At 38.1% G+C, this 25,529-nt stretch carries 24 protein-coding genes and 2 pseudogenes; 20 read left to right on the forward strand and 6 right to left on the reverse strand.

Annotated elements, in window-relative coordinates; all coding sequences use genetic code 11:
- Positions 1-3: 3 nt before the first annotated feature.
- Complete coding sequence (locus ACFQRG_RS00205; protein WP_380962412.1) at positions 4-786, forward strand: class I SAM-dependent methyltransferase; 783 nt, start codon at positions 4-6, stop codon at positions 784-786.
- 205 nt (positions 787-991) lie between these two features.
- On the opposite strand, the gene ACFQRG_RS00210 is transcribed toward ACFQRG_RS00205, so the two are convergent.
- Together ACFQRG_RS00210 and ACFQRG_RS00215 are read right to left on the reverse strand one after the other, a co-directional pair.
- Positions 992-1,579 carry a GNAT family N-acetyltransferase gene (locus tag ACFQRG_RS00210; RefSeq protein WP_380962415.1) on the reverse strand — a complete coding sequence of 196 codons (588 nt, stop codon included), beginning with the start codon at positions 1,577-1,579 and terminating at the stop codon, positions 992-994.
- Between the two features lie 547 nt (positions 1,580-2,126).
- Positions 2,127-2,714: pseudogene (locus tag ACFQRG_RS00215) on the reverse strand (YjgB family protein); the annotation flags it as partial.
- A gap of 452 nt (positions 2,715-3,166) precedes the next feature.
- On the opposite strand from ACFQRG_RS00215, the gene ACFQRG_RS00220 reads away from it, so the two are divergent.
- From ACFQRG_RS00220 to ACFQRG_RS00250, 7 genes are all read left to right on the forward strand, one after another.
- Positions 3,167-3,505 (forward strand): DUF4870 domain-containing protein, encoded by a 339-nt coding sequence (locus ACFQRG_RS00220; RefSeq protein WP_380962418.1) that lies wholly within the window; start codon positions 3,167-3,169, stop codon positions 3,503-3,505.
- Between the two features lie 288 nt (positions 3,506-3,793).
- Positions 3,794-5,026: a CaiB/BaiF CoA transferase family protein gene (locus ACFQRG_RS00225; protein ID WP_380962421.1), complete on the forward strand. Its 1,233-nt coding sequence runs from the start codon at positions 3,794-3,796 to the stop codon at positions 5,024-5,026.
- 110 nt (positions 5,027-5,136) lie between these two features.
- Positions 5,137-6,531 (forward strand): MFS transporter, encoded by a 1,395-nt coding sequence (locus ACFQRG_RS00230; RefSeq protein WP_380962423.1) that lies wholly within the window; start codon positions 5,137-5,139, stop codon positions 6,529-6,531.
- 358 nt (positions 6,532-6,889) lie between these two features.
- Positions 6,890-7,546: an MOSC domain-containing protein gene (locus ACFQRG_RS00235; RefSeq protein WP_380962425.1), complete on the forward strand. Its 657-nt coding sequence runs from the start codon at positions 6,890-6,892 to the stop codon at positions 7,544-7,546.
- A gap of 116 nt (positions 7,547-7,662) precedes the next feature.
- Positions 7,663-8,088, forward strand: a complete 426-nt coding sequence (locus ACFQRG_RS00240) for an SRPBCC family protein (protein ID WP_380962427.1) — start codon at positions 7,663-7,665, stop codon at positions 8,086-8,088.
- A gap of 2 nt (positions 8,089-8,090) precedes the next feature.
- Positions 8,091-8,465 (forward strand): ArsR/SmtB family transcription factor, encoded by a 375-nt coding sequence (locus ACFQRG_RS00245; protein ID WP_380962431.1) that lies wholly within the window; start codon positions 8,091-8,093, stop codon positions 8,463-8,465.
- 233 nt (positions 8,466-8,698) lie between these two features.
- A complete protein-coding gene (locus tag ACFQRG_RS00250; protein WP_380962433.1) occupies positions 8,699-9,676 on the forward strand; it encodes a bile acid:sodium symporter family protein in 978 nt (325 codons plus the stop codon).
- A 280-nt stretch (positions 9,677-9,956) separates the two neighbouring features.
- Here the strand turns inward: ACFQRG_RS00250 and ACFQRG_RS00255 are convergent, their stop codons facing one another.
- Positions 9,957-10,949, reverse strand: coding sequence for a hypothetical protein (locus ACFQRG_RS00255; RefSeq protein WP_380962435.1), 993 nt, complete (start codon positions 10,947-10,949; stop codon positions 9,957-9,959).
- A 199-nt stretch (positions 10,950-11,148) separates the two neighbouring features.
- On the opposite strand from ACFQRG_RS00255, the gene ACFQRG_RS00260 reads away from it, so the two are divergent.
- Positions 11,149-11,523: a VOC family protein gene (locus ACFQRG_RS00260; RefSeq protein ID WP_380962438.1), complete on the forward strand. Its 375-nt coding sequence runs from the start codon at positions 11,149-11,151 to the stop codon at positions 11,521-11,523.
- 290 nt (positions 11,524-11,813) lie between these two features.
- Entirely contained in the window at positions 11,814-13,004 is a 1,191-nt protein-coding gene (locus ACFQRG_RS00265; protein ID WP_380962440.1) for a macrolide family glycosyltransferase, read from the forward strand.
- Between the two features lie 361 nt (positions 13,005-13,365).
- Here the strand turns inward: ACFQRG_RS00265 and ACFQRG_RS00270 are convergent, their stop codons facing one another.
- Positions 13,366-13,542: a hypothetical protein gene (locus ACFQRG_RS00270; RefSeq protein ID WP_380962442.1), complete on the reverse strand. Its 177-nt coding sequence runs from the start codon at positions 13,540-13,542 to the stop codon at positions 13,366-13,368.
- Between the two features lie 90 nt (positions 13,543-13,632).
- Between ACFQRG_RS00270 and ACFQRG_RS00275 the strand changes: the two are divergent.
- A pseudogene (locus ACFQRG_RS00275) lies at positions 13,633-13,821 on the forward strand (VOC family protein); the annotation flags it as partial.
- Positions 13,822-13,908: 87 nt separating this feature from the next.
- Here the strand turns inward: ACFQRG_RS00275 and ACFQRG_RS00280 are convergent.
- Positions 13,909-14,865 carry a zinc-binding dehydrogenase gene (locus tag ACFQRG_RS00280; RefSeq protein ID WP_380962736.1) on the reverse strand — a complete coding sequence of 319 codons (957 nt, stop codon included), beginning with the start codon at positions 14,863-14,865 and terminating at the stop codon, positions 13,909-13,911.
- A 308-nt stretch (positions 14,866-15,173) separates the two neighbouring features.
- Here ACFQRG_RS00280 and ACFQRG_RS00285 point away from each other — a divergent pair, with 308 nt between their 5' ends.
- The 7 genes from ACFQRG_RS00285 to ACFQRG_RS00315 all read left to right on the forward strand — a co-directional run bounded on the left by ACFQRG_RS00285 (position 15,174) and on the right by ACFQRG_RS00315 (position 20,051).
- Entirely contained in the window at positions 15,174-15,734 is a 561-nt protein-coding gene (locus ACFQRG_RS00285) for a cysteine hydrolase family protein (RefSeq protein WP_380962444.1), read from the forward strand.
- A gap of 47 nt (positions 15,735-15,781) precedes the next feature.
- Positions 15,782-17,194, forward strand: a complete 1,413-nt coding sequence (locus tag ACFQRG_RS00290; RefSeq protein WP_380962447.1) for a pyridoxal phosphate-dependent decarboxylase family protein — start codon at positions 15,782-15,784, stop codon at positions 17,192-17,194.
- A gap of 12 nt (positions 17,195-17,206) precedes the next feature.
- Complete coding sequence (locus tag ACFQRG_RS00295) at positions 17,207-17,713, forward strand: GNAT family N-acetyltransferase (protein WP_380962449.1); 507 nt, start codon at positions 17,207-17,209, stop codon at positions 17,711-17,713.
- Between the two features lie 32 nt (positions 17,714-17,745).
- Complete coding sequence (locus tag ACFQRG_RS00300) at positions 17,746-18,636, forward strand: DNA-3-methyladenine glycosylase family protein (protein WP_380962452.1); 891 nt, start codon at positions 17,746-17,748, stop codon at positions 18,634-18,636.
- 141 nt (positions 18,637-18,777) lie between these two features.
- The gene (locus ACFQRG_RS00305) at positions 18,778-19,395 is read left to right on the forward strand and encodes a LysE/ArgO family amino acid transporter (RefSeq protein ID WP_380962454.1); all 618 of its coding nucleotides are present in this window, start codon (positions 18,778-18,780) and stop codon (positions 19,393-19,395) included.
- A gap of 189 nt (positions 19,396-19,584) precedes the next feature.
- Positions 19,585-19,767, forward strand: a complete 183-nt coding sequence (locus tag ACFQRG_RS00310) for a hypothetical protein (protein WP_380962456.1) — start codon at positions 19,585-19,587, stop codon at positions 19,765-19,767.
- Positions 19,755-20,051, forward strand: coding sequence for a type II toxin-antitoxin system RelE/ParE family toxin (locus ACFQRG_RS00315; protein WP_380962458.1), 297 nt, complete (start codon positions 19,755-19,757; stop codon positions 20,049-20,051). Before ACFQRG_RS00310 ends, ACFQRG_RS00315 begins: the two co-directional genes overlap by 13 nt.
- Before the next feature lie 284 nt (positions 20,052-20,335).
- On the opposite strand, the gene ACFQRG_RS00320 is transcribed toward ACFQRG_RS00315, so the two are convergent.
- Positions 20,336-22,036 carry a sigma-54 interaction domain-containing protein gene (locus tag ACFQRG_RS00320; RefSeq protein WP_380962460.1) on the reverse strand — a complete coding sequence of 567 codons (1,701 nt, stop codon included), beginning with the start codon at positions 22,034-22,036 and terminating at the stop codon, positions 20,336-20,338.
- A 378-nt stretch (positions 22,037-22,414) separates the two neighbouring features.
- Between ACFQRG_RS00320 and ACFQRG_RS00325 the strand changes: the two genes are divergently transcribed.
- Both ACFQRG_RS00325 and hutI read left to right on the forward strand, forming a co-directional pair.
- On the forward strand, positions 22,415-24,139 hold the full coding sequence (locus ACFQRG_RS00325) for a urocanate hydratase (protein ID WP_380962463.1): 1,725 nt from the start codon (positions 22,415-22,417) through the stop codon (positions 24,137-24,139).
- A gap of 89 nt (positions 24,140-24,228) precedes the next feature.
- A complete protein-coding gene (gene hutI / locus ACFQRG_RS00330) occupies positions 24,229-25,521 on the forward strand; it encodes an imidazolonepropionase (protein ID WP_380962466.1) in 1,293 nt (430 codons plus the stop codon).
- Positions 25,522-25,529: the final 8 nt, after the last annotated feature.

Consider the following 25,529-nt stretch of genomic DNA (forward strand, 5'->3'; position numbering starts at 1 on the left):
AAGGTGGGGATAAACTTTTTTGATAAAAAGAACCGTTACACTTACAGTATGCGGGAAGTGGATGATTCATGGTCTGAAACCGTTCAAGAGATAGTAAATATCAAAGATAAAACTGTCATTGACATAGGCTGCGGCGGAGGAAACTATACTAAAAAGTTAATAGAAATGGGGGCTGAAAGTGTCATAGGTATTGATTTCTCAAAGGAAATGCTCGAAGGAGCAAAAGAAAATTGTATCGATTATCCTAATATAACCTTCCAAATAGGCAACGCAATAGATACCGGTTTACCGGATCATTCTGGAGATATTATTCTTGAACGTGCACTTATTCATCATTTAAATGTAAAAGAACTTGAAAAAGCTTTTAATGAGGCTTTTCGTTTGTTAAATAAAAATGGGACTATTATTATTCAAGATCGTACCCCGGATGACTGTTTATTGCCAGGTACGCCGAACCATATTCGCGGATATTTCTTTGAAAAATTTCCCGAACTAGGGAAGAAGGAGACTAGGCGCAGACACGAATCTGCAAAGGTAAAAAATGCATTGATCGCTGCCGGCTTTAACAGTATTAAGGAGCATACCCTTTGGGAAATAAGAAAAATTTATCATAGCATTCAAGAACTTGAGAAAGATATGTTAAATAGAACCGGTCGGTCAATTTTACATGATTTGACTGATGATAAGTTAAAAGAACTTGTAAAATATATTAAAAGTCAAATTGATGAGCAAGGAGAAATTTTGGAAAAAGATCGTTGGACGATTTGGACAGCGAAAATTTTTTAGTGAAGAAAAAGAAGAATAATTGGCCCTAAAGCTGCCTTTTTGTCGCTTTATTTTTTTATATTACTGTTACTATAAAAACGGCAAAACCGATTTCCATTTGTTGAAAATCGGTTTCTTTAAAAATTAATTTTTGATTTCGTAAAATATCCAATCTTTATCTGCCCGTTTTCCGCCCATTTTATTATATAAAGATTGACCTGCTATTCTATTTATGTCTTTGTAAAAATCCTTCCAAACGTTCTTTTACAGATGGCCATTCTTCTTTAATGATACTAAAGATAACCGAGTCCCTTACATATCCATCAGATAAAATCATTTGTTTTCTAATAATTCCTTCTTGAACAGCACCCAAACGTAAAATAGCTGCTCTGGATCGCTGATTTCTGACATCTGTTTTCAATTGAACCCGATTAAGATTTAAATCTTCAAAGCAATGTTTTAACAATAAATATTTGCATTCTGTGTTTACTCTGGTACGCCAAACAGATGGATGATACCAAGTCCAACCGATTTCAAGACTTTTGTTAGCGATAGAAATATCCAGGAACCGGGTACTTCCTACAATAGAATTTGTTTCTAAATCTAAGACTACAAAAGGAAGCTCGCTGCCATTTTCTTTTCTTTTTAAGGCATCTTTTATTACTGCTTTTAAATCCTCAATATTTTGAACCTTAACAGGAAGATATCTCCAAATTTCTTGAGGTTTTGCTGCTTTATATAAATTCTCAGCATGAATTTCTTCAAGCGGCAGAAGTTTAACACGTTCCCCTGACAGTTCAACTGGTTTTAACATATTCCCGCCCCCTTTCAAATAAATATATATTAAAATATAAAATAATTATGGTTCCTTTAACAGGTCCAAATTTTATAATGTTAATGGTATCAGTTTAAGGGGGGAGGTATTGCTTTTCACAGAAGAATAAAAGGTATATCTTTTTCCAACAATATTTTTAATCACTATCAGTTTACATAAAATTCATTTATAAGAACAACAAAACCGATTCTCACTTTTAGGAAAATCGGTTTCATTATTAGATATTTGCTGATGTTAGTTGTTTACGGAAAGAAGATTTTACCTTTCATTTATTAATAGTTTAAGGTCAATATTCTGACTTATAGGTACCATCTTGATATACCTTATACAAACCTACAGTTCCGGTTCCTCCCTTTTTCTGCAAAGATTTAGAGGTTAGTTTTATAGTATAATATGATCCTTTTTTATCTGTCTTTAGATCTCCGCCCATATCACTAAATGCTATATCATCATTGTTATCCATTTTCAATTGATGTCTTAAATACTTTACGGCAGCAGTACCGCTGGAAATATGTGTTTTATTAGTACCGGCGGTTAAATTCACGTGATTCACTGTTTGATCGTACCCGCTTATAATTGGGTTATCACCAATTACAAAATGAAGTTCATAGTTACCTGTTTTATAAACATAATCTGTTTCATCTGTACCCGGGACTTTAAGAATTTTATCAGCTGGGCCTAATTGCTTTCCTAATAAGTCAGGTGTAATGCCTCCAAGATTTGTTTGCCGCTCTACACCTGTACCGAAATTTCGTATTTCAGATATGGTGTTGTCTTTGTTATAAGCAAACCCATATCCAGGTTGACCCATATCCCAGCCATACAAATCAAATTGATTATTAACTTCTTCAGGAGCGCCCAACTTTTGGTGAACTTCCTGTTTGGTACTTTTATTAATTTTAAGCCCTTGAACATTTCCTGGCATTTCACCCTTAAAGGCTGCATTGTAAATATTGTTCAAAGTATTTACTGCGTTTTGATTTGCAGTTTGGGAGACAGCTGCCTTTTGAGATGCTGCATGTGCAGAAGCTCCAGATAATGTTCCAACTCCTAATAAGGAGCCCGTCAGTACTGAAGTTGCAACCACCTTTGCAAATGATTTTTTTGAAAACAATTTGTATCCTCCTTCTTAATAAGTAAGTATAAGCCTTTGGCTAAAGAAATAGGGACGAAATAATTTAAAAAATGGTCTACATTATTTTACATACCCTAGGCTTTAAAAAAATTAACTGGGTATTTTGTATGAATATGGAACTTCCGGACCATAAGATATATCTTATTAAGAGCGGATAAAAAGGTGTCGGCAGATGGTTCCATGTCGAGCCTTCTTCGATAAACATAACTTTATTAAGAGAACAGCTATATTTAATTTTTTGTGTTTAAAATATTGAACCGGATTCAGCATATTAATGAAATTTTGGTTCAATAGACATTACAGTTCTTAGAGGAGTTTTTCTAAACATACCCTGGAAGTATGGTTTCCGCAGTTTTTAAACCCCGAACATTGGATGGAAACTTTGGCCTCCGCTTTTCGTAAAATAATAAGACGCGGGGAGGTGAGAGGCTGTGAAAAACGAAACAACAGCTGCGCTTTTTGTCCATTTATCAGCGTTTTCTACATTTATTGGGATTCCATTTGGCAATCTCATTGGTCCGCTGGTATTATGGTTGATATTTCGGAATCAATCCGGGCTTGTTGATGAGAATGGCAAAGAAGCTGTGAATTTTCAGATATCCTTTATGATTTATTTCATTATCAGCGGGATTCTTTGCCTAATTCTTATTGGTTTTTTATTGCTTGCAGTTGCCGGCGTTTTATGGTTTATATATGTAATTATTGCTACGGTACGGGCCGGTGAAGGAAAGGTATACCGTTACCCTTTGACCATCCGCTTTATAAAATAATCCGTGTTTATTTAAAATTTGATACTCAGGGAGCCGCCAGCCAATGGTTATGATTATATAACCAATTCAGCTGGCGGTTTTTCGTTCGCAAAATGTCTAGTTGTTTTAAATGAATTCGCTAAGAAAGTAAATGGGAATGGAATAATCTAATTGGATGAATAAATCAAATAATTTGATAATTTAAAATGCCAAGCATATACTTGCCTTAACAAGAAAAACTATCGGAATAAATTAAATCTAAAAATTTAACAAAAAAAGAAATGATTTTTATAGGGGAGTGTCAAAGCCATGTATTCATCAAACAACCAAATACAAATGTCACAGCGTCCGTTGGAAGGGATTCGTGTTTTGGAATTTGGATCACTGATCGCTGGTCCGTTTGCAACACGTCTTCTGGCAGATTTTGGAGCAGAAGTTATTAAAATTGAATCTAGCTCGGGTGACCCTTTAAGGCAGTGGGGGATGATGACACAGGTACCGGAGGGCAGCTCTTGGTGGTGGCAAGCACAAGCAAGAAATAAGAAATTAATAACGGTAGATTTACATCATCATGAGGGGCAGCAAATTGTTAAGGATTTAGTTAGAAAATCGGATATGATTGTGGAAAATTTCCGGCCCGGACAAATGGAAAAGTGGAATCTTGGTTATGAGACACTTTCCGAAATCAACCCTGGAGTTGTATATGTTAGTGTGTCCGGGTTCGGTCAAAGCGGACCATATAAAGAACGTACAGGATTTGGCAACATTGCTGAGTCTATGAGCGGCCTAAGGTATGTTACAGGGTTTCCTGATGGTCCGCCGGTACGTGTTGGATTATCCATCGGAGATCAAATAGCGGCTTTGTATGCTGTTTTTGGCGGCTTAATGAGTCTTTTGAGGAAAGAAAGGGCAAAGGATGGTAAGGGGGATCACGTAGATGTGGCGCTGACAGAGGCGATATTCAGCTTGACAGAAGGAGGTTTGACAGAATATTTACACGAAGGTGTGGTGCAAGAGCGTACCGGCAACTATTTACTGCGTTCGGCACCATCTAATATTTATCCTACGAAAGATGGAAAATGGATTGCCATCGGAGCGAATACGCAAAAAATCTTTCCGCGGCTTTTAAGTGCAATGGGGCGTGAAGATCTTGCCGGGGATACGCGGTTTATTGATAATCAGGCAAGGGTTGCAAACGTGCAAGAACTGGATGAAATCATTGCCCGCTGGTCAGAGCGCTACACACTTGATGAACTATGGGAAAAGTTAAATAGCCACGCTGTTCCAGCCGGTCCCGTTATGAACGTAAAAGATATTTCAAATGATCCGCATTATCAAGCGCGTGACATGATCATACAGGTGCCGTCAGAAGATCTGGGCCAAGTTTGGATGCCGGGTGTCGTCCCTAAATTACATAACCACCCAGGGGGAGTAGAACATACAGGTAATAAAATCGGGCATGATACAGAAGCGATCTTAAAATCGATATTAAATTGGAATGAGGAAGAGATATTATCTGCGAAAGAAAAGGGGGTGATTTGACCAGAATAGTGCAAATGGTTAGTGTGACACCGTATAAGGTAACAAGATGCTCATGGAACTCAGTCACTAATAGCCTGAACTTTTAATTGAAATTTTCGGAGGTGAATGTGATGTCGGATGTATCCGTTGCAGCTCGGCTAAATAGTCTTCCGCTTAACTCTATGCACCGTAAGGCAACGTTTATTATCGGGGCAGGGTTATTTTTTGAGTTTTTTGATCTTGAATTATCCGGTGTCCTTAGTTCTGTTATCAGTAAACAGTTTCAAATTACTGGCACTTCATTATCGTTATTACTTGGATCAGCTTTTTTTGGTATGTTTTTAGGGGCTATTTTTTTAAATGGCATGGCTGATAAAATTGGACGAAAGAAAGCGTTTATGGTGAACCTTCTTATTTATTCGGTGTTTACTTTTGTCGCTGCTTTCAGCCCCAACGTTGCAATGCTTGTCATTTGTCGATTCTTAGCAGGTATAGGTATCGGGGCATTGCCGCCTTTGTGTGATACTTATTTGAGTGAATTGCTGCCGACCTACAATCGAGGCCGGATTATGGCTTGGGCTTATACCTTGCAGTTTTGTGCGTTTCCAATTGAAGGTCTGTTAGCACGCGGACTCGTCCCATTGCATATTGGCATGGATGGCTGGCGATGGTTATTTATTATCGGTTCGTTAGGGGCAATTATTGCATGGGCTATGCAGCAAAGTCTTCCGGAATCGCCCCGCTGGTTAGAGTCGGTTGGCCGCCGGAAGGAAGCAGAACAAGTAATGAAGCGATTCGAAAGCCAATCAAGTTCTGAAAAACCAACGAATATTGTTATGGCGTCGAATGAACCGAAGCCCTTAGAGAAAAAATTGCCTGTTTCAACACTATTCAATAAAGACTACCGTGGGCGCACGGCGATGTTGTGGGTATTTCAAATCTTTCAGTCGGTAGGCTATTACAGTTTTGGCGCTCTGGTCCCGCTTGTTTTGGCTGCTAAAGGATATAATGTTACAGACACATTAACGTTTACCACATTGTCTTTTTTGGGATATCCGCTTGGTTCCCTTATTTCCTTGCCGATTGTGGAGCGAATACAACGTAAATGGTTGATTGTATTTGGCGCCTTTTTTATGGCTTTATTTGGCATCCTTTTCGGTATATCTACTTCAGGCGGCTTAATTATTGCTTTTGGTTTTTTATATACACTTGTCAGCAATATTTTTTCAAACGCTTATCATATTTTCCAAGTGGAAATTTATCCAACTTCTCTTCGGGCAACTGGAGCAGGGGCCGGGTACAGCTTAAGCCGATTAAGCAGCGGGGCAATGCCTTTTGTACTTTTGCCTTTGTTAACTAATAGCGGTTCGACAGCTTTATTTACGGTTGTCGCTGTCATAATGGTTATCGTTATGCTTGATATTGGGATTTTTGCGCCTAAAACAACTTCCAGGTCTTTAGAAGAAGTGAATCAAGTGACGGATCCAGAACACACTCTAAGCAACAGTAAATATACGAGTGTCTAATTTGAGTAAAAAGCTAAAAAGAGAAATCTGGCAGAAAAATTCATTAAAAGTTAATCGGTGGAGGCATTTCATCTTCCACTTTTTTTATGTCCATTTTTCTGATTAATCCGTTCTCTATTAAATAATTAACGCCTTGATGGCAAAGTTTTTTAAAGGATATATGATGTGATTGTAGAATTTAATCATGGGGTAAGATGTGTAAGAAAAAAGAGATTGGATATGGGAAAGAAATTTATTAATAATTAATAGCCGAAATTGTTTCATCAAGTGGTTGAAGAATTTCTAAAATAAAATAAGTATGTTCATAGACTTTTATAGAGACTTTAATTTTAAATTCAAAAAACTGGGAGAAGAGATTATGCAAAACCGTGATATAGAATTAATAAACCTAAGCGTTGGTTTGCCTAAAACGATGACATATGATGACAGCAAAGAAATGGAAACAGGAATATGTAAAGAAACCGTGGATGAAGTCTTCTTGTCAAAGGAAGGATTTAAGGGTGACGGGGTTGCCGATTTGAAGCATCACGGCGGCCCTGACCGAGCTGTTTGCGTCTATCCATATGAACATTATTCATTTTGGGAAGAAGAATTTAACGTTCCATTTCCCTCCTCATCGTTTGGAGAAAACTTAACCGTCAGCAATATGCTGGAACGTGATGTTTGTATCGGTGATATCTACCAAGTCGGAGATGCGGTTATTCAAGTCACACAAGGAAGAATTCCATGCAGTACCATTTCAAAAAGAATGAACCTGCCTAGTCTCCTAAATAGAATTGTTGAAGAAGGATATACAGGGTATCTCTGCCGTGTCATTAAGGAAGGAACCATTAGATATGATTCGGATATAATGCTGCTGGAGTCACATCCCAATCAAGTGACTGTTTTATTTTCTAATCAAATTTACTTTCATCATCCAGAAGATGTAGAGGGTATTAAAAAAATCTTAGCTGTCGAAGAATTGGCGAATGTCTGGCGCGAGAAATTACTGAAAAGGTTGGAAAAAATACAATAGTTTAACAACCGGGAAAAGGTATTAAGTTATACGGCATGATTTGACATGAAACCAAATGGTTTTATATAATCAAAGTGAAACTATTTGGTTTCACTTTGAGAATTTGGAGGAATAATATGACAATCAATGACCAAGATAAACTGCCGGATATTCGTCGTACATTAATACTGAATGCCCCGATTAAAAAAGTTTGGGATGCTGCGGCTACATCGGAAGGTATTGCCGCATGGTTTATGCCTAATGACTTTAAGCCAATATTGGGATACGAATTTCATTTAAATGCGGGTCCTTTTGGTATGTCCCCTTGCAAAGTAACGGAAATTGATCCGCCAAACCGTCTTTCTTTCAATTGGGGGAAGGATTGGATGTTAACTTTTGAATTAAAAGAAATGGACGGTAAAACAGAATTTACGCTTATCCATTCCGGATGGGATGAAAACAAGGTGACTGAATTTGACGAAAGCCATACAATAGTGCGTGATCGGATGGATCGCGGCTGGGCAGGTCTTGTAAAGTCGCTAAGCAAGTATGTCGAGGGCTAATAATGACCGCAGCATCAAAACATGATGTTTACCAAGCCATCGCTGACCCTACCCGCCGTCAGCTGCTTAGATTGCTTGCCGAAAGGGAGCTGCCGATAACTGAAATAAGCAGTTACTTTCCTATAAGCCGGACAGCTGTTTCTAAACATCTGCATGTTCTGTCAGAAGCAAAACTCGTCAGCGGGCGAAAGGCAGGGAGAGAAAAGCTGTACAAGCTGAATCCGGAACCGCTAAAGGAATTAAAACAGTGGCTTTCGTTTTTCGAACAGTTTTGGGATAACAAGCTTAGCAGGCTTAAGCATTACGTAGAAAATGAAAATATTGATGGTTTGAAACAAGTGATAACGAAACCTGGAGATTTGGAATCAAAAGAATAATGTTTTAAACTTATAAAATAACTATACCTGCTGCCCCTAACCAATTGTTATCCTTTAACGATGGTTAGGGTTTTTAATATTATCTTTGAGTATGTCAAACAAGCTCTATGAAATCGCTTTCCTGAAAAATTTTAAAATTTTCACAAGTAATCTCTTAATTTATATTTAAAATTAACAGAAGTTAGTGTATTATTTTAATATTAATAACTAACAACTAGGGGGATATTGACATCATGAGAGTCATAGAGAGAATCAGCACATTTGCTGGTAAAACATTTACAATATGGGTACTTTTATTTGCTGTTATGGCCTATTTATTCCCGGGTCATTTTAAAGTATTTGGAGGTTATGTTGTTCCGTTACTAGGTATCGTTATGTTTGGTATGGGATTGACATTATCAGCAGCAGATTTTAAAGAGGTATTCCGCAGGCCGAAGGAAGTTGCTCTTGGCGTCATTGGCCATTTTATCATTATGCCGGTGATCGCTTTTTTATTAGCAATTGGTTTACACTTACCGAAAGAGGTGGCGGTTGGCGTTATATTGGTCGGCTGTTGTCCGAGCGGGACATCATCAAACGTCATGGTGTTTTTAGCCAGGGGAAACGTACCGCTAGCTGTTTCAATTGCTTCTGTTTCTACTATCCTTGCACCAATAGTGACGCCATTACTTATCTTGCTGTTTGCGAGTAAATGGGTAAATGTTAGCGTAGGGTCTTTATTTATTTCTATTATTCAAGTTATTATTATTCCGTTAGTACTTGGTTTTATTATTAAAAAGTTCTTTGGCAAGCAGGCGGAAGCTGGTGCAAAAGCATTGCCTTTAGTTTCATGTATTGCGATTGTTCTTATTGTAGCCGGTGTTGTCGCAGGCAGCCAGGCTCAATTGTCGACAACAGGCCCGCTTATTTTTGCAGTCGTTGTACTTCATAATGTTCTTGGTTTTCTTATCGGATTTTTCTTTGCCCGGTTGTGCGGGATGGATCTGGCAAAACAAAAAGCCGTTTCAATGGAAATAGGGATGCAAAACTCAGGCTTAGGCGTTACGATTGCAAGCACGCATTTTTCACCGCTGGCCGCTGTACCGAGTGCGATTTTTAGCGTTTGGCATAATATTTCGGGATCTATTCTTGCGATTATTTACAGCCGCTTAAAGGATCGGAAAAGTAAAAATAGTGAAAGTGAAAAAATTGACATTAAGACAAGTGTATAATTTAAAATTATTGATTTTGTTAAAAACACTCCCTTTCTTAAATTGCAGGGAGTGTTTTTAGTTTGACTTGCGGCAATTGGCTCCATAACAAATTTGCGGGTTTGGGTTAGAATGTCCATTAGTATTTCTTATTAATGTTGATTAAATTAATATTATTTTCTTATGTTAAAAAGCAATGTAAACTTATAAATGGAATGAAAATAAAAATGCATTTTAATAAAAATAGTTCTTTTTTTATCCATCGATTACCCGGTAAGAAGACAAAGTCTAAACTAATTTTTTACTTTGATTTCTTCACTCTGTTCAAAGTAAGGATCAGAAGTACAATCGCTCCAATCGCAAAAATAATATTTCCAATAAGGTCAACGGTGCCTTTTGCGCCAATGACAGGAACCTCAGGGAAACCATGCCAGGCGTATGTCAAAAGGGCGCCGCCTGCAAGCGCAACTTGGTGACTCAAGCCCCAGCCTTCAGATCTCGACCATCGCGTGCAAAGTATAATCATTATGATATACAGGACGATCCAAAATCCAACTGTTACCCAGCCATGGTCTCTGAACACCATAAACAGGCTTGAGGCAACAAATGATGATAATCCGACTAACCATTGGTTCGGTGCAGTTCCTTTTACGTTACGGCGTGAGCGCTTCTTAATACAAAAGGCAATGACAACTAACACTATGATTGCAATCATCGTACCGATTAGCTGTGGTGCATCTGCAAGAAAGCGGCTTTGAGCGTATGAGCCATAGAAATTTCCGATCGCTCCAAGAATGAACAGGACAATCGTGACTCCTAATCCGATTTTCCCTAACCAAGGGGCAGTTCTTCGTCTGGGAACTAATGATTCGGTAAGAACAATTGGAATGCTCGTGCTCCAGACGGTATGCAGTGTAAGGACGAACAGCGTCCACCATGCGCCTATGCCAAGTACTGGGATATGAGCAATACTCAGCAGATTCTCATTCGCATAAGAGGGATTGAAAAGCGATTGGGTAATCAAGCCTTCCTCGAGAACACCGTAAGCCAAACCAAGAAGTATCATTGTCACCCATCTGCGGTTGGTACGCCGGGTAATCTCCCGAATAAGGATGGCCCCGCCGCCATACATTGGTGCAAGAAAAAGCAGGCTAAAAATTGCACTTATCGATATATTCCCTAGCAGAAATTCTGCAACCAGGGGTGAAAGAAAAAACAATCCGACCGCGGGTGCAATTCGCCGATACATTGGCATTGATTTCCCGGAAATTGCTTTGACAGTATCATCTTTCATTTTTAGTTCCCCCTTGGCTCCAATATAAATTTTTTAATTTTGATAAAAATTTAAATACGGAACCATTAATATTGTTGTTAATTCATAAGGGATATTTATGCTATTAAATAGCCCAATTAGAATGTCTTTATCGGGGAAATTAGGGTGAAAAACTTAAAATAGTAAAAGGGTAACGATTATTAAGAAAGGAAGGGTAAAAATGACCTTTATGTTTAAAGCTATTGATCATATTCAATTGGCCGCTCCAAAAGGAAGTGAAGACATTGCAAGAAAATTTTTTAAAGATATATTAGGGTTTATTGAAATTGAAAAGCCTGAAGCACTTAAGAAAAATGGCGGTGTGTGGTTTGCTTTTGGAAATTATCAATGTCATATTGGCATAGAAGAACCATTTTCACCAGCTAAAAAGGCACATCCTGCTTTTGAAGTGGAAAATTTGGAGGAATTAAAAAAGCATTTAATTACAAAAGGCGTAGATGTTATTGAAGATAATAAACTTCCTGGTGCTAAGAGGTTCTATATCTCGGACCCGTTTGGAAATCGGCTGGAATTGTTAGAGTGGATAAATAAATAAAAGTTGATCCGGGAGAAGGGTAAAACCCATGAGACCCAGATGGCCTCTTATGAGCACTTGAGGGTTTAGACATTGAGACGTTAAATTAAATGAGTAAGCTGCAAAAGTCAAATCTTTGTTTTCGTCTGACACATCATCCAGATAAACTTACAATAGTGTTAAAAGTTTGAGATTAACAAGTTTTATACTATGATAAATTTAATTTCATTATTTAAGTCGAGCAATGGTATGGGACAATGCCCCTTACTCTTATGCAATTTAAAGAGCACTTTACTAAAGGAGTTGTTGTAATGGCACGTGTTTTATTTATTAATGGCGGATCGGAAGGACATATCAATCCAACTATTGGCGTTGTACAGGAGCTTATTTCGCGGGGAGAAGAGGTTGTGTACTTTACATTCGAAGATTTTCGGGAGCGTATTGAGAAGACAGGAGCAACTGTAAGAACTTTTGATATTCAAAAATTTTTAAAAGCCTTTATCTCAGGCGGAAGAAATTATTTACTTGAAAGAATCAACGGTCTTTTACATACAGCAGATATCGTAATACCAAGTGTTCTGGAGCAAATCGAAGGAGAACATTTTGATTATATCATCCACGACTCCATGTTTGGCTGCGGATATTTACTTGCACAAATACTTAAACTTCCAGCAATTAATTCTTGTACGTCTTTTGCGCAGACAAAAGCAACATTTGATAAAATGTCAGAACAGCTCTCTAACGAAATTCCTAAACATATTTACGATGAATTTCAAAGCCTGACGGTAATGGTAAAGGAAAAATATGATGTAGAGATCCATTCTCCTTACGAGGTTTTTTGTAATCCTGCACCGCTTACAATTGTATATACAGCCAGAGAGTTTCAACCTTTTAATGAGGCATTTGACCAAACCTACAAATTTGTAGGTCCATCCATCTCTTCAAGATTAACGGAAGAAAGCTTTGATCTTACTGCAATAAAGGGGAAAAAACCAATTTACATTTCACTGGGCACTGTCTTTAACCAAGCAATTGATTTCTATAAGCTTTGTTTTAAGGCGTTTGGGGATACTGATCATACCGTTGTCATGTCTATTGGGAAAAAAGCTCAAATATCAGATTTGGGGAATATCCCCAAAAACTTCATTGTGAAAAATTATGTTCCACAAACTGAAGTGCTGAAATACACTAAATTATTTATCACACATGGTGGAATGAACAGTACCAATGAAGGTCTCTATTACGGGGTTCCTCTAATCGTCATCCCGCAAAGCGCGGATCAGCCGATAATTGCTGAGCAAGTTGCCAATATCGGAGCCGGTATTAAATTACAAATGCAAAGCTTAACTTCAAATCAATTACGTGAAGCCACAGATCATGTGTTAAACCGCCTATCTTTCCATAAAGCTGTTGCAAATATTAGAGAATCCTTTCAAAAATCGGGCGGGTATCACCAAGCTGTTAATGAGATTTTCGAATTTAAAAGACAATATGATATATAAATATAAAATTTATCCCGGTGCAACCGTCCGTAAGACTCCCGCCTCAAAACTAAAGTTTAAGCCCTGAAGTTTAGGCGGGAGATAACGGAGTGCTCCTGCGCGACGAATCTTCGAAGAAGTTGAACAAAGCTCGTCGCAAATTGCACAGAGGCAATTCATGTAGTTGCTTCGCTAACACCCCGATTTGTTCAACTAACCATCAGTGGGGGATGAACAAAACCCCCACTGATGGAAGTTTCACTTTATCAGCTGCCTTTATTGTTGACCTTTTTAAAATAGTTACGGCAGCTTCTTTTTAAGGTATTATACCGCTGAAAAGCACCCTAAATGTTAGAGGTGTGTCTAACAAATGGGGTGCATTTCAATACTTAACCCTTTTTCTCCGTTCCTTATCTACTTCTATTTCTAGAATAATTTTTTTGGTATCTCTCATTGAAATACCAGAAGCTATTCCAAGACGATTAAGTTTTAAAAATTTCTTTAAATTATTTAACTCCTCTAAAGTCATCCTTGGCAAATCTTTCTTCTTAATGGCCATTTTCTCAGTTCTCCTGCTTTAAACATTCTTCTCGATTAAGATTATTCCACAAATGTATCTGGTTTAATCATAAAAACGGGAATATAAACACCTGCAAATGATAATCTTTTAGTTTTTTATATTCTTGATAAAAATGTGTTAGATAAGGTCGCTGAGAGATTAAATCGTTTAGGATATGAAGAGGTTGAACCAGAAAATCCGTATTGGGAAGAGAAGGGGATAAATATAGAAGACCCTGACGGCTGGCGGGTCGTATTAATGAACACTGAGGGTATTTGATTTTTGATAATCGTTAAAGAAATGATAACAGCACCGTTTGAAACAAACGATATTGTTATCATTTCTTACCTAACATAATGGTTATCATTAACTGATTAGTAAGGCTATTTTCCCAAATTGTTCGGCATGTTCCATTCTATTAAAAGCTTGAATAGCTTCGGATAAAGGATAACTTTTATCGATTATCGGTCTAAGTGAATGACGTTCCATAAAGTCAATCATTTTGTCAAATTCTTCACCGCTTCCCATTGAGGTGCCGATAATGCTTATTTGCGGATAAAAAAGAGCACGTAAAGGGATTTCGATTTTATCTCCTGAACTCGCTCCAAAGTTTACAATTCGCCCATTTGGGTTTAAAACTTCAAAGTATTTTAGAAAAGTCGCCGGCCCAATGCTGTCGAGTACAAAATCAATTTTATTACTTTTAATACTTTTAGCCCAATCACTGTGGCTGTCAAACGCATGGTCAGCACCGTATTCTAATGCTTTATTTCTTTTTTCCTCACTCCGGGAGGTAACACTAACGACTGCTCCGGCAGCTTTAGCCATTATCATTGCATAGGTAGCCACACCGCTGCCAATACCCGGGATTAAAATATGTTCACCTTTCTTCAATTGACCTTTGGTAAAAAGTGCCCGATAAGCAGTAAGCGCAGATAAAGGCAAAACGCCTGCCTCTTCCCATGTAAGGTATGAGGGCTTTTTAACTGCATTTTTAGCGGGGATGATCACATACTCTGCAAAAGCGCCGTCTGTTGGACCGCCTAAAATTTTAGGATTCTCCGGAACAGAATCTGTTAAATCCCAATCGATGCTAGGATTAATGATAATTTCCGTACCAACAGTTAGGTCTGATACGCCTTCTCCAACTTTCTCTATAACACCGGCACCGTCAGAACCAGGAATAAAGGCGGGGTCGTCTTTCTTTCTATTATTGATGACAAATAAGTCACGGTGATTAAGTCCAGCAGTTTTTAACTTCACTTTAACCTCACCATAACCGGGGTTTCTGTCTATGACCTCATCATATTTGAGTCCTTTTATACCAGACTAATCATTATGTATGATCGCTTTCATAAAAATCCTCCAAATTTATTTTAGATTGATTTACTTTCCACTTTACATAGTAATATTTAAAATGTCTACTAAATTAAACCATTATTATGATAGAATAGTGGGAAAATAATAATGGAGTGATAGAAACGTGAAAAATGGTTGGGATGTGGGGATACTCCTTTTTGATGAAGTAGAAGTGCTGGACTTTGCGGGTCCTTTTAATTTTAGGAACAGACATAGCAGAAGAAACAGCAAAACGAATGGAATATGACATTGAATTTTGAGGAGGCATTCATATGCAAAAGTTACCTGAAAATACTGCTTTAATAATTATTGATGTACAAAAAGGCTTTAATGATCCTTCGTGGGGAAAGCGAAATAATCCTGATGCAGAGGTTAAAATTGAAAGGATTCTAAACAATTTTAGAGAAAAGAATCGGCCTGTTATTCACATTCAGCATTTATCGCAAAAGGCTGATTCACCTTTAAGATCGGGTTCTCCCGGAAGTGAATTTAAAGATAATGTGAAGCCGTTAATGGGTGAGCCTATTTTTCAAAAACGGGTAAATAGTGCCTTTATTGGTACGAATTTGGAACAATACTTAAAAGAAAACGAATATCATACGGTCGTAATTGTTGGATTAACAACAGACCACTGTGTCTCAACGACCACTAGAATGGCAAGTAATCTTGGCTTTAACGTTTACTTAATTTCAGACGCAACGGCAACATTTGATAAGGTCGGCTTTGACGGGACCCATTATGCAGCTGAAGAGCTGCATAAAGTTAATTTAGCAAGTCTCCATAACGAGTTTGCAACGGTGATGGATACCGAAACTTTACTTAAACACTTATAATTTATCAACCATCTAAGTTTTACTAGAATGTAAAAAGAGGGATGACAATGGATAAGCAGCTATATTCAGATTTCGAAAATACAGAACGGATTTTAAAAAAGACGTTACAAGAAGCAAATCAATTTTTGGATCAATTAAATGAACGTCCTGCGGGGGATTATCCAAAAAAACCGGTAAAGTCTCAAATTCCTGATGAAGGAATTGGGGCTGAGAAAGCCTTAGATATTTTTAAGGATAAATATAGTGATGGAATTACGGGTAGTCCCGGCCCTCGCTACTTCGGCTTTGTTACTGGCGGAGCAACGCCTGCAAGTATCGCCGGGGATTGGCTTGTCAGTGTTTTTGATCAAAATGTTACCGGCTCAGTAGATTCGAGTGCGCCTTATCTTGAACAGGAAACGTTCGATTTCTTTCGGGATTTATTTAAGCTTTCTGAAACACACTCCGGTGCATTTGTAACTGGTGCAACAATGGCGAACTTTACAGGCTTGGCGATAGCCAGGCAATGGTTGGCCCATAAACAGGGCGTTAATATTGCTCAAGAAGGTCTCTACGGACTTGCGCCTTTTAAGATTTTGAGCGCCAGCCCGCATTCCAGCATTTTTAAGGCGCTTTCTATGTTAGGCATGGGTAAAAATAGCGTTGAGTTAATGCCAACCTTACCGGATCGTGAAGCTATTGATGTGGCTGAACTGAAAAAGCGTTTAATAGATTTTAAGGAACCATGCGTTGTTGTCGCAAATTTAGGTACCGTCAACACCGGTGATTTTGATCATCTTCTGGACATTGTTAAACTTAAACAAGAACATGATTTCTGGCTGCACGCAGACGCGGCGTTTGGAGGATTTGCTGCTTGTTCACCAAAACTAAGCCATCTTGTCGAGGGACTTGATTTTGCCGATTCCATTACAATTGATGCTCATAAGTGGTTGAACGTCCCGTATGACTCGGCGATGCAGTTTACCCGTTACAAAGACCTGCAATTGGAAGTGTTTCAAAACAGTGCGGCCTATTTAGACAGTTCCTCCTCAGAAATTGACTATGTTCATCTGACTCCTGAAAATTCCCGCCGGTTTCGAGCTTTGCCGGCTTGGATGACCTTAATGTCCTACGGTAAAAAAGGCTATCGGGAGGTTGTTGAGAGAAACTGCAAGTTTGCTGGTGAACTTGCCTTAAAAATTGAACAATCGAACAATTTTAAGCTATTAGCACCCGTACACCTGAACATCGTATGTTTTACATTACTGCGGGATAATAAAATATTGTCAGCTAAAGAAATCCGTCAATTTTTGAAAATGCTACGAGAGGATGGAAGGATTTTTCTAACGCCAACGATTTATAAAGGCATCCCGGCTGTTCGCGCAGCCTTTAGCAATTGGCGCACAAGTGCTGAAGACGTTGAAATAGCGTGGAAAGCATTAACTGAAACATTTGAAAAATTTAAAGAAACGAAGGAATAGGTGGGAAATAAGGTGGAAATTAGACGTTTAACACCTAAAGACGCAGAAAATTATTGGAGAATAAGGTTAGAAGCATTAAAAAGAAACCCTGAAGCCTTTTCAACAAGCTATGAAGATGCAATAAAAAAGGAAAATCCAGTAAAACAATATATTAAAAGTTTTCAATCTGAAGATACGTTTACTTTAGGTGCCTTTGAAAATGAACAAATGATCGGAGTAATAACGTTATTGCTAGAAAAAACTGTTAAATTGAGGCATAAGGCAAACATTGCTGCGATGTATGTTTCTGCGGAGAAACGGAGAGAAGGTATAGGTAAAGCGCTAATGAAAGAAGCCATTAAAAAGGCAAAAAGTTTTAAGTATATCGAGCAAATCAATTTATCTGTCGTATCAAGCAATAAAATAGCCAAAGGCATCTACTTATCAATGGGGTTTAAGGTGTTTGGAACAGAAATGAGAGCATTGAAACATAATGGTGACTATTTTGATGAGGATCTGATGGTGCTGTTTTTAAGATAATTCAACAATAGCCTAAAATAGGGGGGAGCAAAGTGCAAGTAAAAACCTTCTTGCTTCATCCAATATTACCTTATAATTTAAACTTGTCTCTCCAAAGGTTGAGGCGTGATCCGATATACATTTTTGAAAAAGAGGCAGTGTATCGAACGTTAAAAGTTAATCAGTCCCTTTATTTGTTAAAAATCTATTTTCAAAAACATAATGAAAAGACTGTTAAGGTTGAATCAGTTTGCTTAGACGGGAATATGGAACCGGAAAAGGTACAGAATACTTTGGAGCGAATGCTATCGATTGATCAAGAACTTCAAATTATATACGATATCATGAATCAATTACCTAATTTAAGTGATTTAACAAAAACATTCTGCGGGTTGCATATCTTTCAGGAACCTGATTTATTTCAATGTATGGTGAAACTTATCATAGCTCAACAAATTAATACATCATTTGCTGCAGAACTGACAAGAAACCTCATTGAAGGCGTTTCAGAAACAGTTCAGTACGGCCATCAGACTTATTCAGTCTTTCCGAGTGCGTCACAAATCACAAGCCATTGCGTTGATGATTTAGTTAAAAGGAAATTCAATCAACGCAAAGCGGAGTATATTATAGATTTCGCACAGGATGTTCATAACGGGAAAATAGATTTATCCAAGCTTAAACACTTGTCAGATTCGGCTGTTATGGACGAGTTATTAAAAGTCAGAGGTATTGGCCCTTGGACAGCCCAATGCTTTATGATATTTGGTTTGGGCAGAAAAAATATTGTTCCCGAAAGTGATATTGGCATTCAGAAAGCGGTTCAGAATGTTTATAAACTTAAAGGGCGTCCAAAGAAAAATGATGTTTTGCGGTTATCAGAAACATGGCATCCTATCGGAAGCTATGTTACACGATATCTTTGGGAAACACTTCGTTCCTAATTCCTTTTTAAAAGCTTTCTAATAATCTGTGACAATCGAACAAGCCCATCCTCTAAATCACAAATAGAAGCGTAAGAATAAGAGATTCTTAGATATTGTTTGCTTCTTTAAAATACAGTTAGAAATAGAGGAGGGATCAAAATGGAGGCGTTCATTCACGGCATATTGCTCGCCTTTGGTCTGATATTGCCGCTTGGGGCACAAAATATTTTTGTATTTAACCAGGGCGCACTCCAACCAAATTTTTTTAAGGCGCTGCCTGTTATTATCATGGCATCTGTTTGTGATACAATCCTGATAACGCTTGCTGTTCTTGGTGTTTCAATGATTGTTTTTTCATTTTCTTGGCTGCAAACGATTGTTTTTGGCATTGGCTTTATTTTTTTAATATATATGGGATGGACAATTTGGAAAAGTAAACCTTCAAAAGAGGAAGAAGTACGTAAGAAGCTGTCAGCAAAAAGGCAAATGACCTTTGCGTTATCAGTATCGTTATTAAATCCTCATGCAATCTTAGACACTGTCGGCGTAATTGGTACGAATTCAATTAGCTATACCGGAGTTAACAAATTAGCGTTTGCCCTAGCCTGTATCATTGTTTCATGGTTATGGTTTTTTAGCTTGGCGATAGCCGGAAGAATACTTGGTAAAGTGGATACAAGCGGCAAATTGATTATGATGTTAAACAAATTGTCAGCTGTTATTATTTGGGTTGTAGCTATCTACATTGGGAGAGAATTTACTGATAGTCTATTTTAAATGACTTTCTGCCGTTTTTGATAGAAGTTTATCAAAAACGGTTATTTTTAAATTCAACTGGCTTATTTTAGTCAGAGTCCGTTGGGTACCATTGATAATGATAAGGTGTTAATGTATATTTATACTGAACTTTGTAAACAAAAAAGAATAAAATAAAAATAAGATTTAAACGGAATGGAGGGACAAACGTTGAGTACTAAAAAGGAAGTTATCGAACTAATCAAGGGTTTACCCGAGGATGTAACGATTGATGAGATTATGAAGAAGCTCTCTATACGGGCAGAGGTTAAAAAGGCTATACGTCAAATTGATGATGGTAAAGGCATTTCACATGAACAAGTCAAGGAGCATTTTGAAAAATGGTTAAGATAGTTTGGTCTCCTGATTCAGTTATTGATTTAGAGGAAATATCAGAATTTATTGGACAAGAATCAGACAAATATGCTTCAAATATCGTAATTCAAATTATTAAATTAGCAGAAGTTATAGCTTCTTTCCCGTTATCAGGAAGAATCGTTCCGGAAATCAACAACATGAATGTACCTGAAAAATTGTATAAAAATTATCGTATAATTTATAGAATAAGTAATGATCATAGGGTAGATATTCTACGAATCTATCATCAGTCACAAAGATTAAAAAATAATGTTGATTAATTTTTTCATTTTTTTCTTAAAAAGCCTTCCATATTTCACCTCAATCATATGCCAATCTAAAATTTTTTGGATTCTTAGCAATCGCTTATCAACTTACTTTCCGTAAAAAGTTCAAATCTTACTATTCCACTATAACTTTCTTCCCGTTGTATGTTAATAAAGTAAAGCAATACAGTTTATAATAGGGTTTTAACTGTCTAAAACTTACTTATGCTTTAACTAACTATATTAAGAGGTGAACATGACGTTTAAAACCCTATTATTTAGGATTTCAGACTCTATAGTTATTTCTTTATATTAAATTTCTTCATATGATATTGCATATTTTGGCGGGTTGTACCAATACTTTCAGCTGCTTTAGTAATATTCCAGTCTGTCTTTTCAAGCGCGTCAAGTATATATTGCGCCTCTGCTGATGCAACAGCCGACTTTAATGGTCTTCTTCGTCTCTTTTGGTTCTTCGGAGTGCGGGTAAAGGTTTCACGTAAAAATGATGGAAGATGATCAAAACTAATCAGTTTATCATTTGCTTCAGCATTAATCATAAGATTTTCAATCACATGCTCCAATTCCCTTGTATTTCCCGGCCATTTGTATTGAAGAAAAACACCAGATAGATCCTCACTTAAACCTTGGACATCCTTTTTGAATTTAAAATTGAAACGGTGGATAAAAAAATCAATAAGGCTTACAATATCATCTTTACGTTTCCTGAGTGGCGGAATGGCGAGACAAGTCCTGGCAATACGATAGTATAAATCGGAACGCATCTTGTTAAGTGAAATGAGCTCTTCAGGCTCTTCATTTGAAGCGCTAATGACGGTGCAGTGTACAGGGGTTGTCTCATTTGTACCAAGCCTCCTGATTTTCCGCTCTTCAAGAACCCGCATCAGCTTAGTTTGTAAAGCAATTGGCATGGAGTTGATTTCATCAAGGAAAATTGTTCCTTTTTGTGCGTATTCAAATAATCCTTTTTGATTTGTTGCCCCGGTGTAGGCCCCTTTAACTGTGCCAAAAAGCGTGCTTTCAAGTAAGCTTTCCGGAATGGCTGCACAGTTAACAGCTACAAAGGGATGCTTTGCTCTGTGACTGTGGTTATGAATACTTTGCGCAAATAACTCTTTTCCAGTGCCGGTTTCACCCACAATCAATACATCTGTATCATGTACGGCAACGTTCTGCGCTTCCTTTATTAAGTTTTTTAATGCCAAACTGGACCCTTTAATATTATCGAACGTATAAGTTGTTCCGTTTGTATATTCAATTTTTTGTTCATTGTCTGTGGTTAACATTTTTCTTTTTAATTCAATCGTCTCATGAAGCAGCGTTTTTAACTTTGTTTCGTTCGTGCTAACAGAAAATACCGCGACAGTCTTGCCATTTTTTATGATGGGATATGTACTGTACCTCACGTATTGCGGTACACCATTAATGTATGTGTTGTGTGCCTGATAATCTCCAATAACAGGTTTTTTTGTTTGATAAACTTGCCGATGCTCAGACAAAGAGGGATTATTATAATTATAAGCATCCCAGATATACTTACCGATCATATCCTTCTTTTTAAGGTTTTCCAATTTCTCCTCGGCCTTATTATATAAAGTGATTTTTCCTTCATAATCGCTCATAATAACCCCTTCATCAAGGGTATCAATAATTTCTTCAAGACAGGCTAATCTTGCTTCTTTATTCGATGCAATATCAGATAGATCATCAAGCAGAACAATCGTGTATGAGATATGATCAATCGAAAATGGTTTTATTCGGAGCAAAATATTTTTGCCGTTTGATGTTTTTATAGTTATCGATTTTTTGGCTTCGTTCTGAATCTTTAAAGGGAAAATGTTAGTCAAACACCTGTCTTTTTCAACCCCCAAATTGTCATCTAGGTGCCCTCCAAACCACACAATTTTACTTTTATCATTAAAAATGACAACTCCGCCGGCAAAATCAAGCAAAAGCGATCCGATGACCGAGGCATTCATGCTTTTCACGCTCCTTAATATAGATTTGATTCGTCAAAATATTCTATTATACGTATCATAAATCCTCCTTAATAGGCTTTTAAAAAAGCAAATAGTTTTTGCCCCGCAAATAATACTTGCTAATATGATTTTTTATATGATAACTCACCAAGAATAAATCCTTCGGCTCTTATTAAAAAACGTTGAATGAACAAGAGAAATAATGATAAATGTGGATGGAAGGAAAATTTATTGAGAGTTTTATTAATTTTGGCACAAGTGTTGCAAATATAAGTTTAAAGATGTAAAAGAGCGCGAACAAAAGAAGGTCAAAATTTTTAGCTCTGCAGTTAACAGTCTTTTGTAAATTAACCCAATATAAAAAAGGAGAATGATACCATGGCGAAAATTGAAACAGAAAAAAAGCCTGAAATCTTGTATTCTGTTAAAGCACAAAGAGGAACGACTTTGCGTTGCAAAGGTTGGCGGCAGGAGTCTATTCTTAGAATGCTGGAAAATAACATGGAGAATGCTGAAAAACCAGAAGAGCTGGTTATTTACGGAGGCATCGGAAAGTGCGCACGTAACTGGGAGTCCTATCATGCTATTGTTAAATCGTTAAAAGAATTAGAGGATGATGAAACGCTTGTTGTGCAATCCGGCATGCCAGTCGCTGTCTTTAAAACTCATAAATATGCTCCGACAGTTGTCATGGCGACAACAAATATTATGAAGCCATCTTGGGAGACATTTTATGATTTACAAGATAAAAACTTAACGATTTTTGCTCAATATACTGCGGCGCCTTGGGAGTACATTGGCACACAAGGCGTTATTCAAGGCACGTTCGAAACACTTTCTGCTATTGCCCGCAAACACTATAACGATTCTCTAGTCGGCAAGATTTTGCTTACCGCAGGCGCCGGCGGGATGGGCGGTAACCAAACAAGAGCTATGACGATGCATGGCGGGGTAGGTATCATTTGTGACGTTAACGAAGAGACTATTCGCCGCAGGATGGATGCCGGTTATATTGATGTACTTGCTGAATCACTGGATGAAGCGATTGAAATGGCAAAAGTATCCGCGAGCAAAGGAGAAGCGATTGGCATCGCTGTAGTCGGTAATTCAGCTGATATTTTTGAATCCGCTTTCAAAAAAGGTTTCAACCCAGATATTCTAACCTCGATGACGCCTGCGCATGATCCGATCTCTTACCTCCCATCGGGTTATACAGCTGAAGAAGCGGATGAATTGAAAAGAAGGGACCGTGAGCTTTACTTAGAAAAGGCAAGAGAAACAATGATTCGTGAGCTTAAAGTAACAAATGAATTTTTTGATAAAGGCGTACATGCTTTCGAATATGGCACAAGCCTGCGCAAGGAATGCCGTGATGCCGGAATGCCTGAAACTGAAGCTATGAAAATTCCCGGTTTCGTTGCAGAATACATTCGGCCGCTCTTCTGTGAAGGTCGCGGGCCGTTCCGCTGGACTTGTCTCTCAGGCGAAGCTTCAGACCTTAAAAAAATTGATAACATGGTGCTTGAAAAATTCAAGGATGACCTGCTTGTGACACGATGGATCAAGTTAGCGAAAAAGCACATTCCAATTGAAGGACTTCCAGCCCGGATTTGTTATCTTGGCTTCGGTCAACGGAAAGCATTTGCTCTAGAAGTTAACGAGATGGTCAAGCGCGGAGAACTGGCAGGGCCGGTCGCATTCTCCCGTGATAACTTGGACTCCGGCTCCATTGTTAACCCGACATTCGAATCCGAAAATATGAAAGACGGCGGAGATCTCATTTCCGATTGGCCGGTGCTGAATGGGCTGCTTAATGCGGTCGGCATGTGTGATCTCATTGCCCTTCAAGCCAACTATTCTATGGGTGAAGCGGTGCATACCGGCGTAACAATGATTGCTGACGGAACAGAGGATGCAAAAACACGTCTTGAAGTTTGTATGACTGTTGACTCAGGGATTGGTGTGATCCGGCATGCCCAAGCAGGTTATGACATAGCAAAGGACGTTGCGAATGGAAAAGGTAAGTTAACAGATGAAAGTATTAAAGTTCCTCTTTGGTGGACTCCAAAAGCGACATTTGGTCCTAAAGATTTAGAAGATTAATTAAAAGAATAGGGGATAATTTTTTTAACAGCTATCCCCTTCTTCTATTAATGATCAAATTTTGATCAAAAAAAGGAGAATCAAATAAAATGAGCCGGCAGAACGTAAAACTACAAGCTGATCTTATTATTTCAAATGCTTCAGAATTAATTACTTGTACTGGAGATAACACCGATGATATCGGAAAAATGACCGGCGGTTGGGTTGCCCTATCGGGGAAAAAAATTGTTGCAGTCGGCACACGGGATGAAGTTGCTGCAAAAGTTGATCTTGAGAACACAACGGTCATTGATGCTTCAGGAAAAGTTGTTGTGCCCGGATTTGTGGATTGCCATACTCATACGGTATTCGGCGGTTCAAGAGTTGCAGAATATGCCGCAAAAATAACAACCAAAGATCCTGAAAAGCTTAAAACCATGGGGATTGAAACAGGCGTTCAAGTCTCTGTTCGGAAAACCCAGGAAGCAACCAGAGAAGAACTTGTTGCATCTGCTTCAGACCGATTATTAAGAATGCTTGAATCTGGCACAACAACAGTAGAGATAAAAACTGGATACGGTTTTACCGTAAAAGATGAAGTGAAAATGCTTAAAGTTAATGCAGATTTAAATAAAACGCTGCCTATAGATGTTGTTAGTACATTTCTTGGTGCTCACGGCTGGCCTGAAGATATGTCAAAAGAAACTTACATTGACCTGCTTCTTAATGAAATGATTCCTAGGGCGGCCGGGCTTGGCAATGTATCTTTTAATGATGTTTGGTGCGAAGACAGCCATTTTACAGCAAAAGAATCGGAACGAATTTTACAAGCAGGGCTTGATGCAGGACTTAAAGCAAAAATACATACAGATGCTTACTCATATATAGGCGGTTCAGATTTAGCTGCCGAAATGAAGGTTGTCTCAGCCGATCATTTAAACTACACGCCGCCTGAGGTACTTGATAAGCTGGCAGCATCGGGGGTAACGGGCGTGATTATGCCGGCGTTAGACTTTGCTGTCAGCCATCAAAAGCCATTTAATGCACGGGCTATCATTGATTCGGGCATGAGTGTTGCCTTAGCTACGGATCTTTGTCCAGGCTGTTGGACAGAGTCAATGCAATTTGTGATGGCCTTAGCCTGCCGGCTGTACCAAATGTCACCAGCTGAAGCCATTCGGGCGGCGACACTTGGCGGGGCGAAGGCATTGGATTTGGATGGTAACAGGGGTTCAATCGAGGTTGGTAAACTGGCTGATCTTCAAATTTGGAATGTCCCTCGTTATGAACATGCGATTTATCGACTTGGCGGAAACATCGTTGAACAAGTGATTAAAAATGGAGAAATTATTGTTGATCGGTCAAAACCGAAAAAAAGATCTGCTGTACAAACATTATCTTAAGAAAGGAT

It is taken from the genome of Scopulibacillus cellulosilyticus (assembly GCF_042665295.1).
Classification (GTDB): Bacteria; Bacillota; Bacilli; order Bacillales; family Sporolactobacillaceae; genus Scopulibacillus_A; species Scopulibacillus_A cellulosilyticus.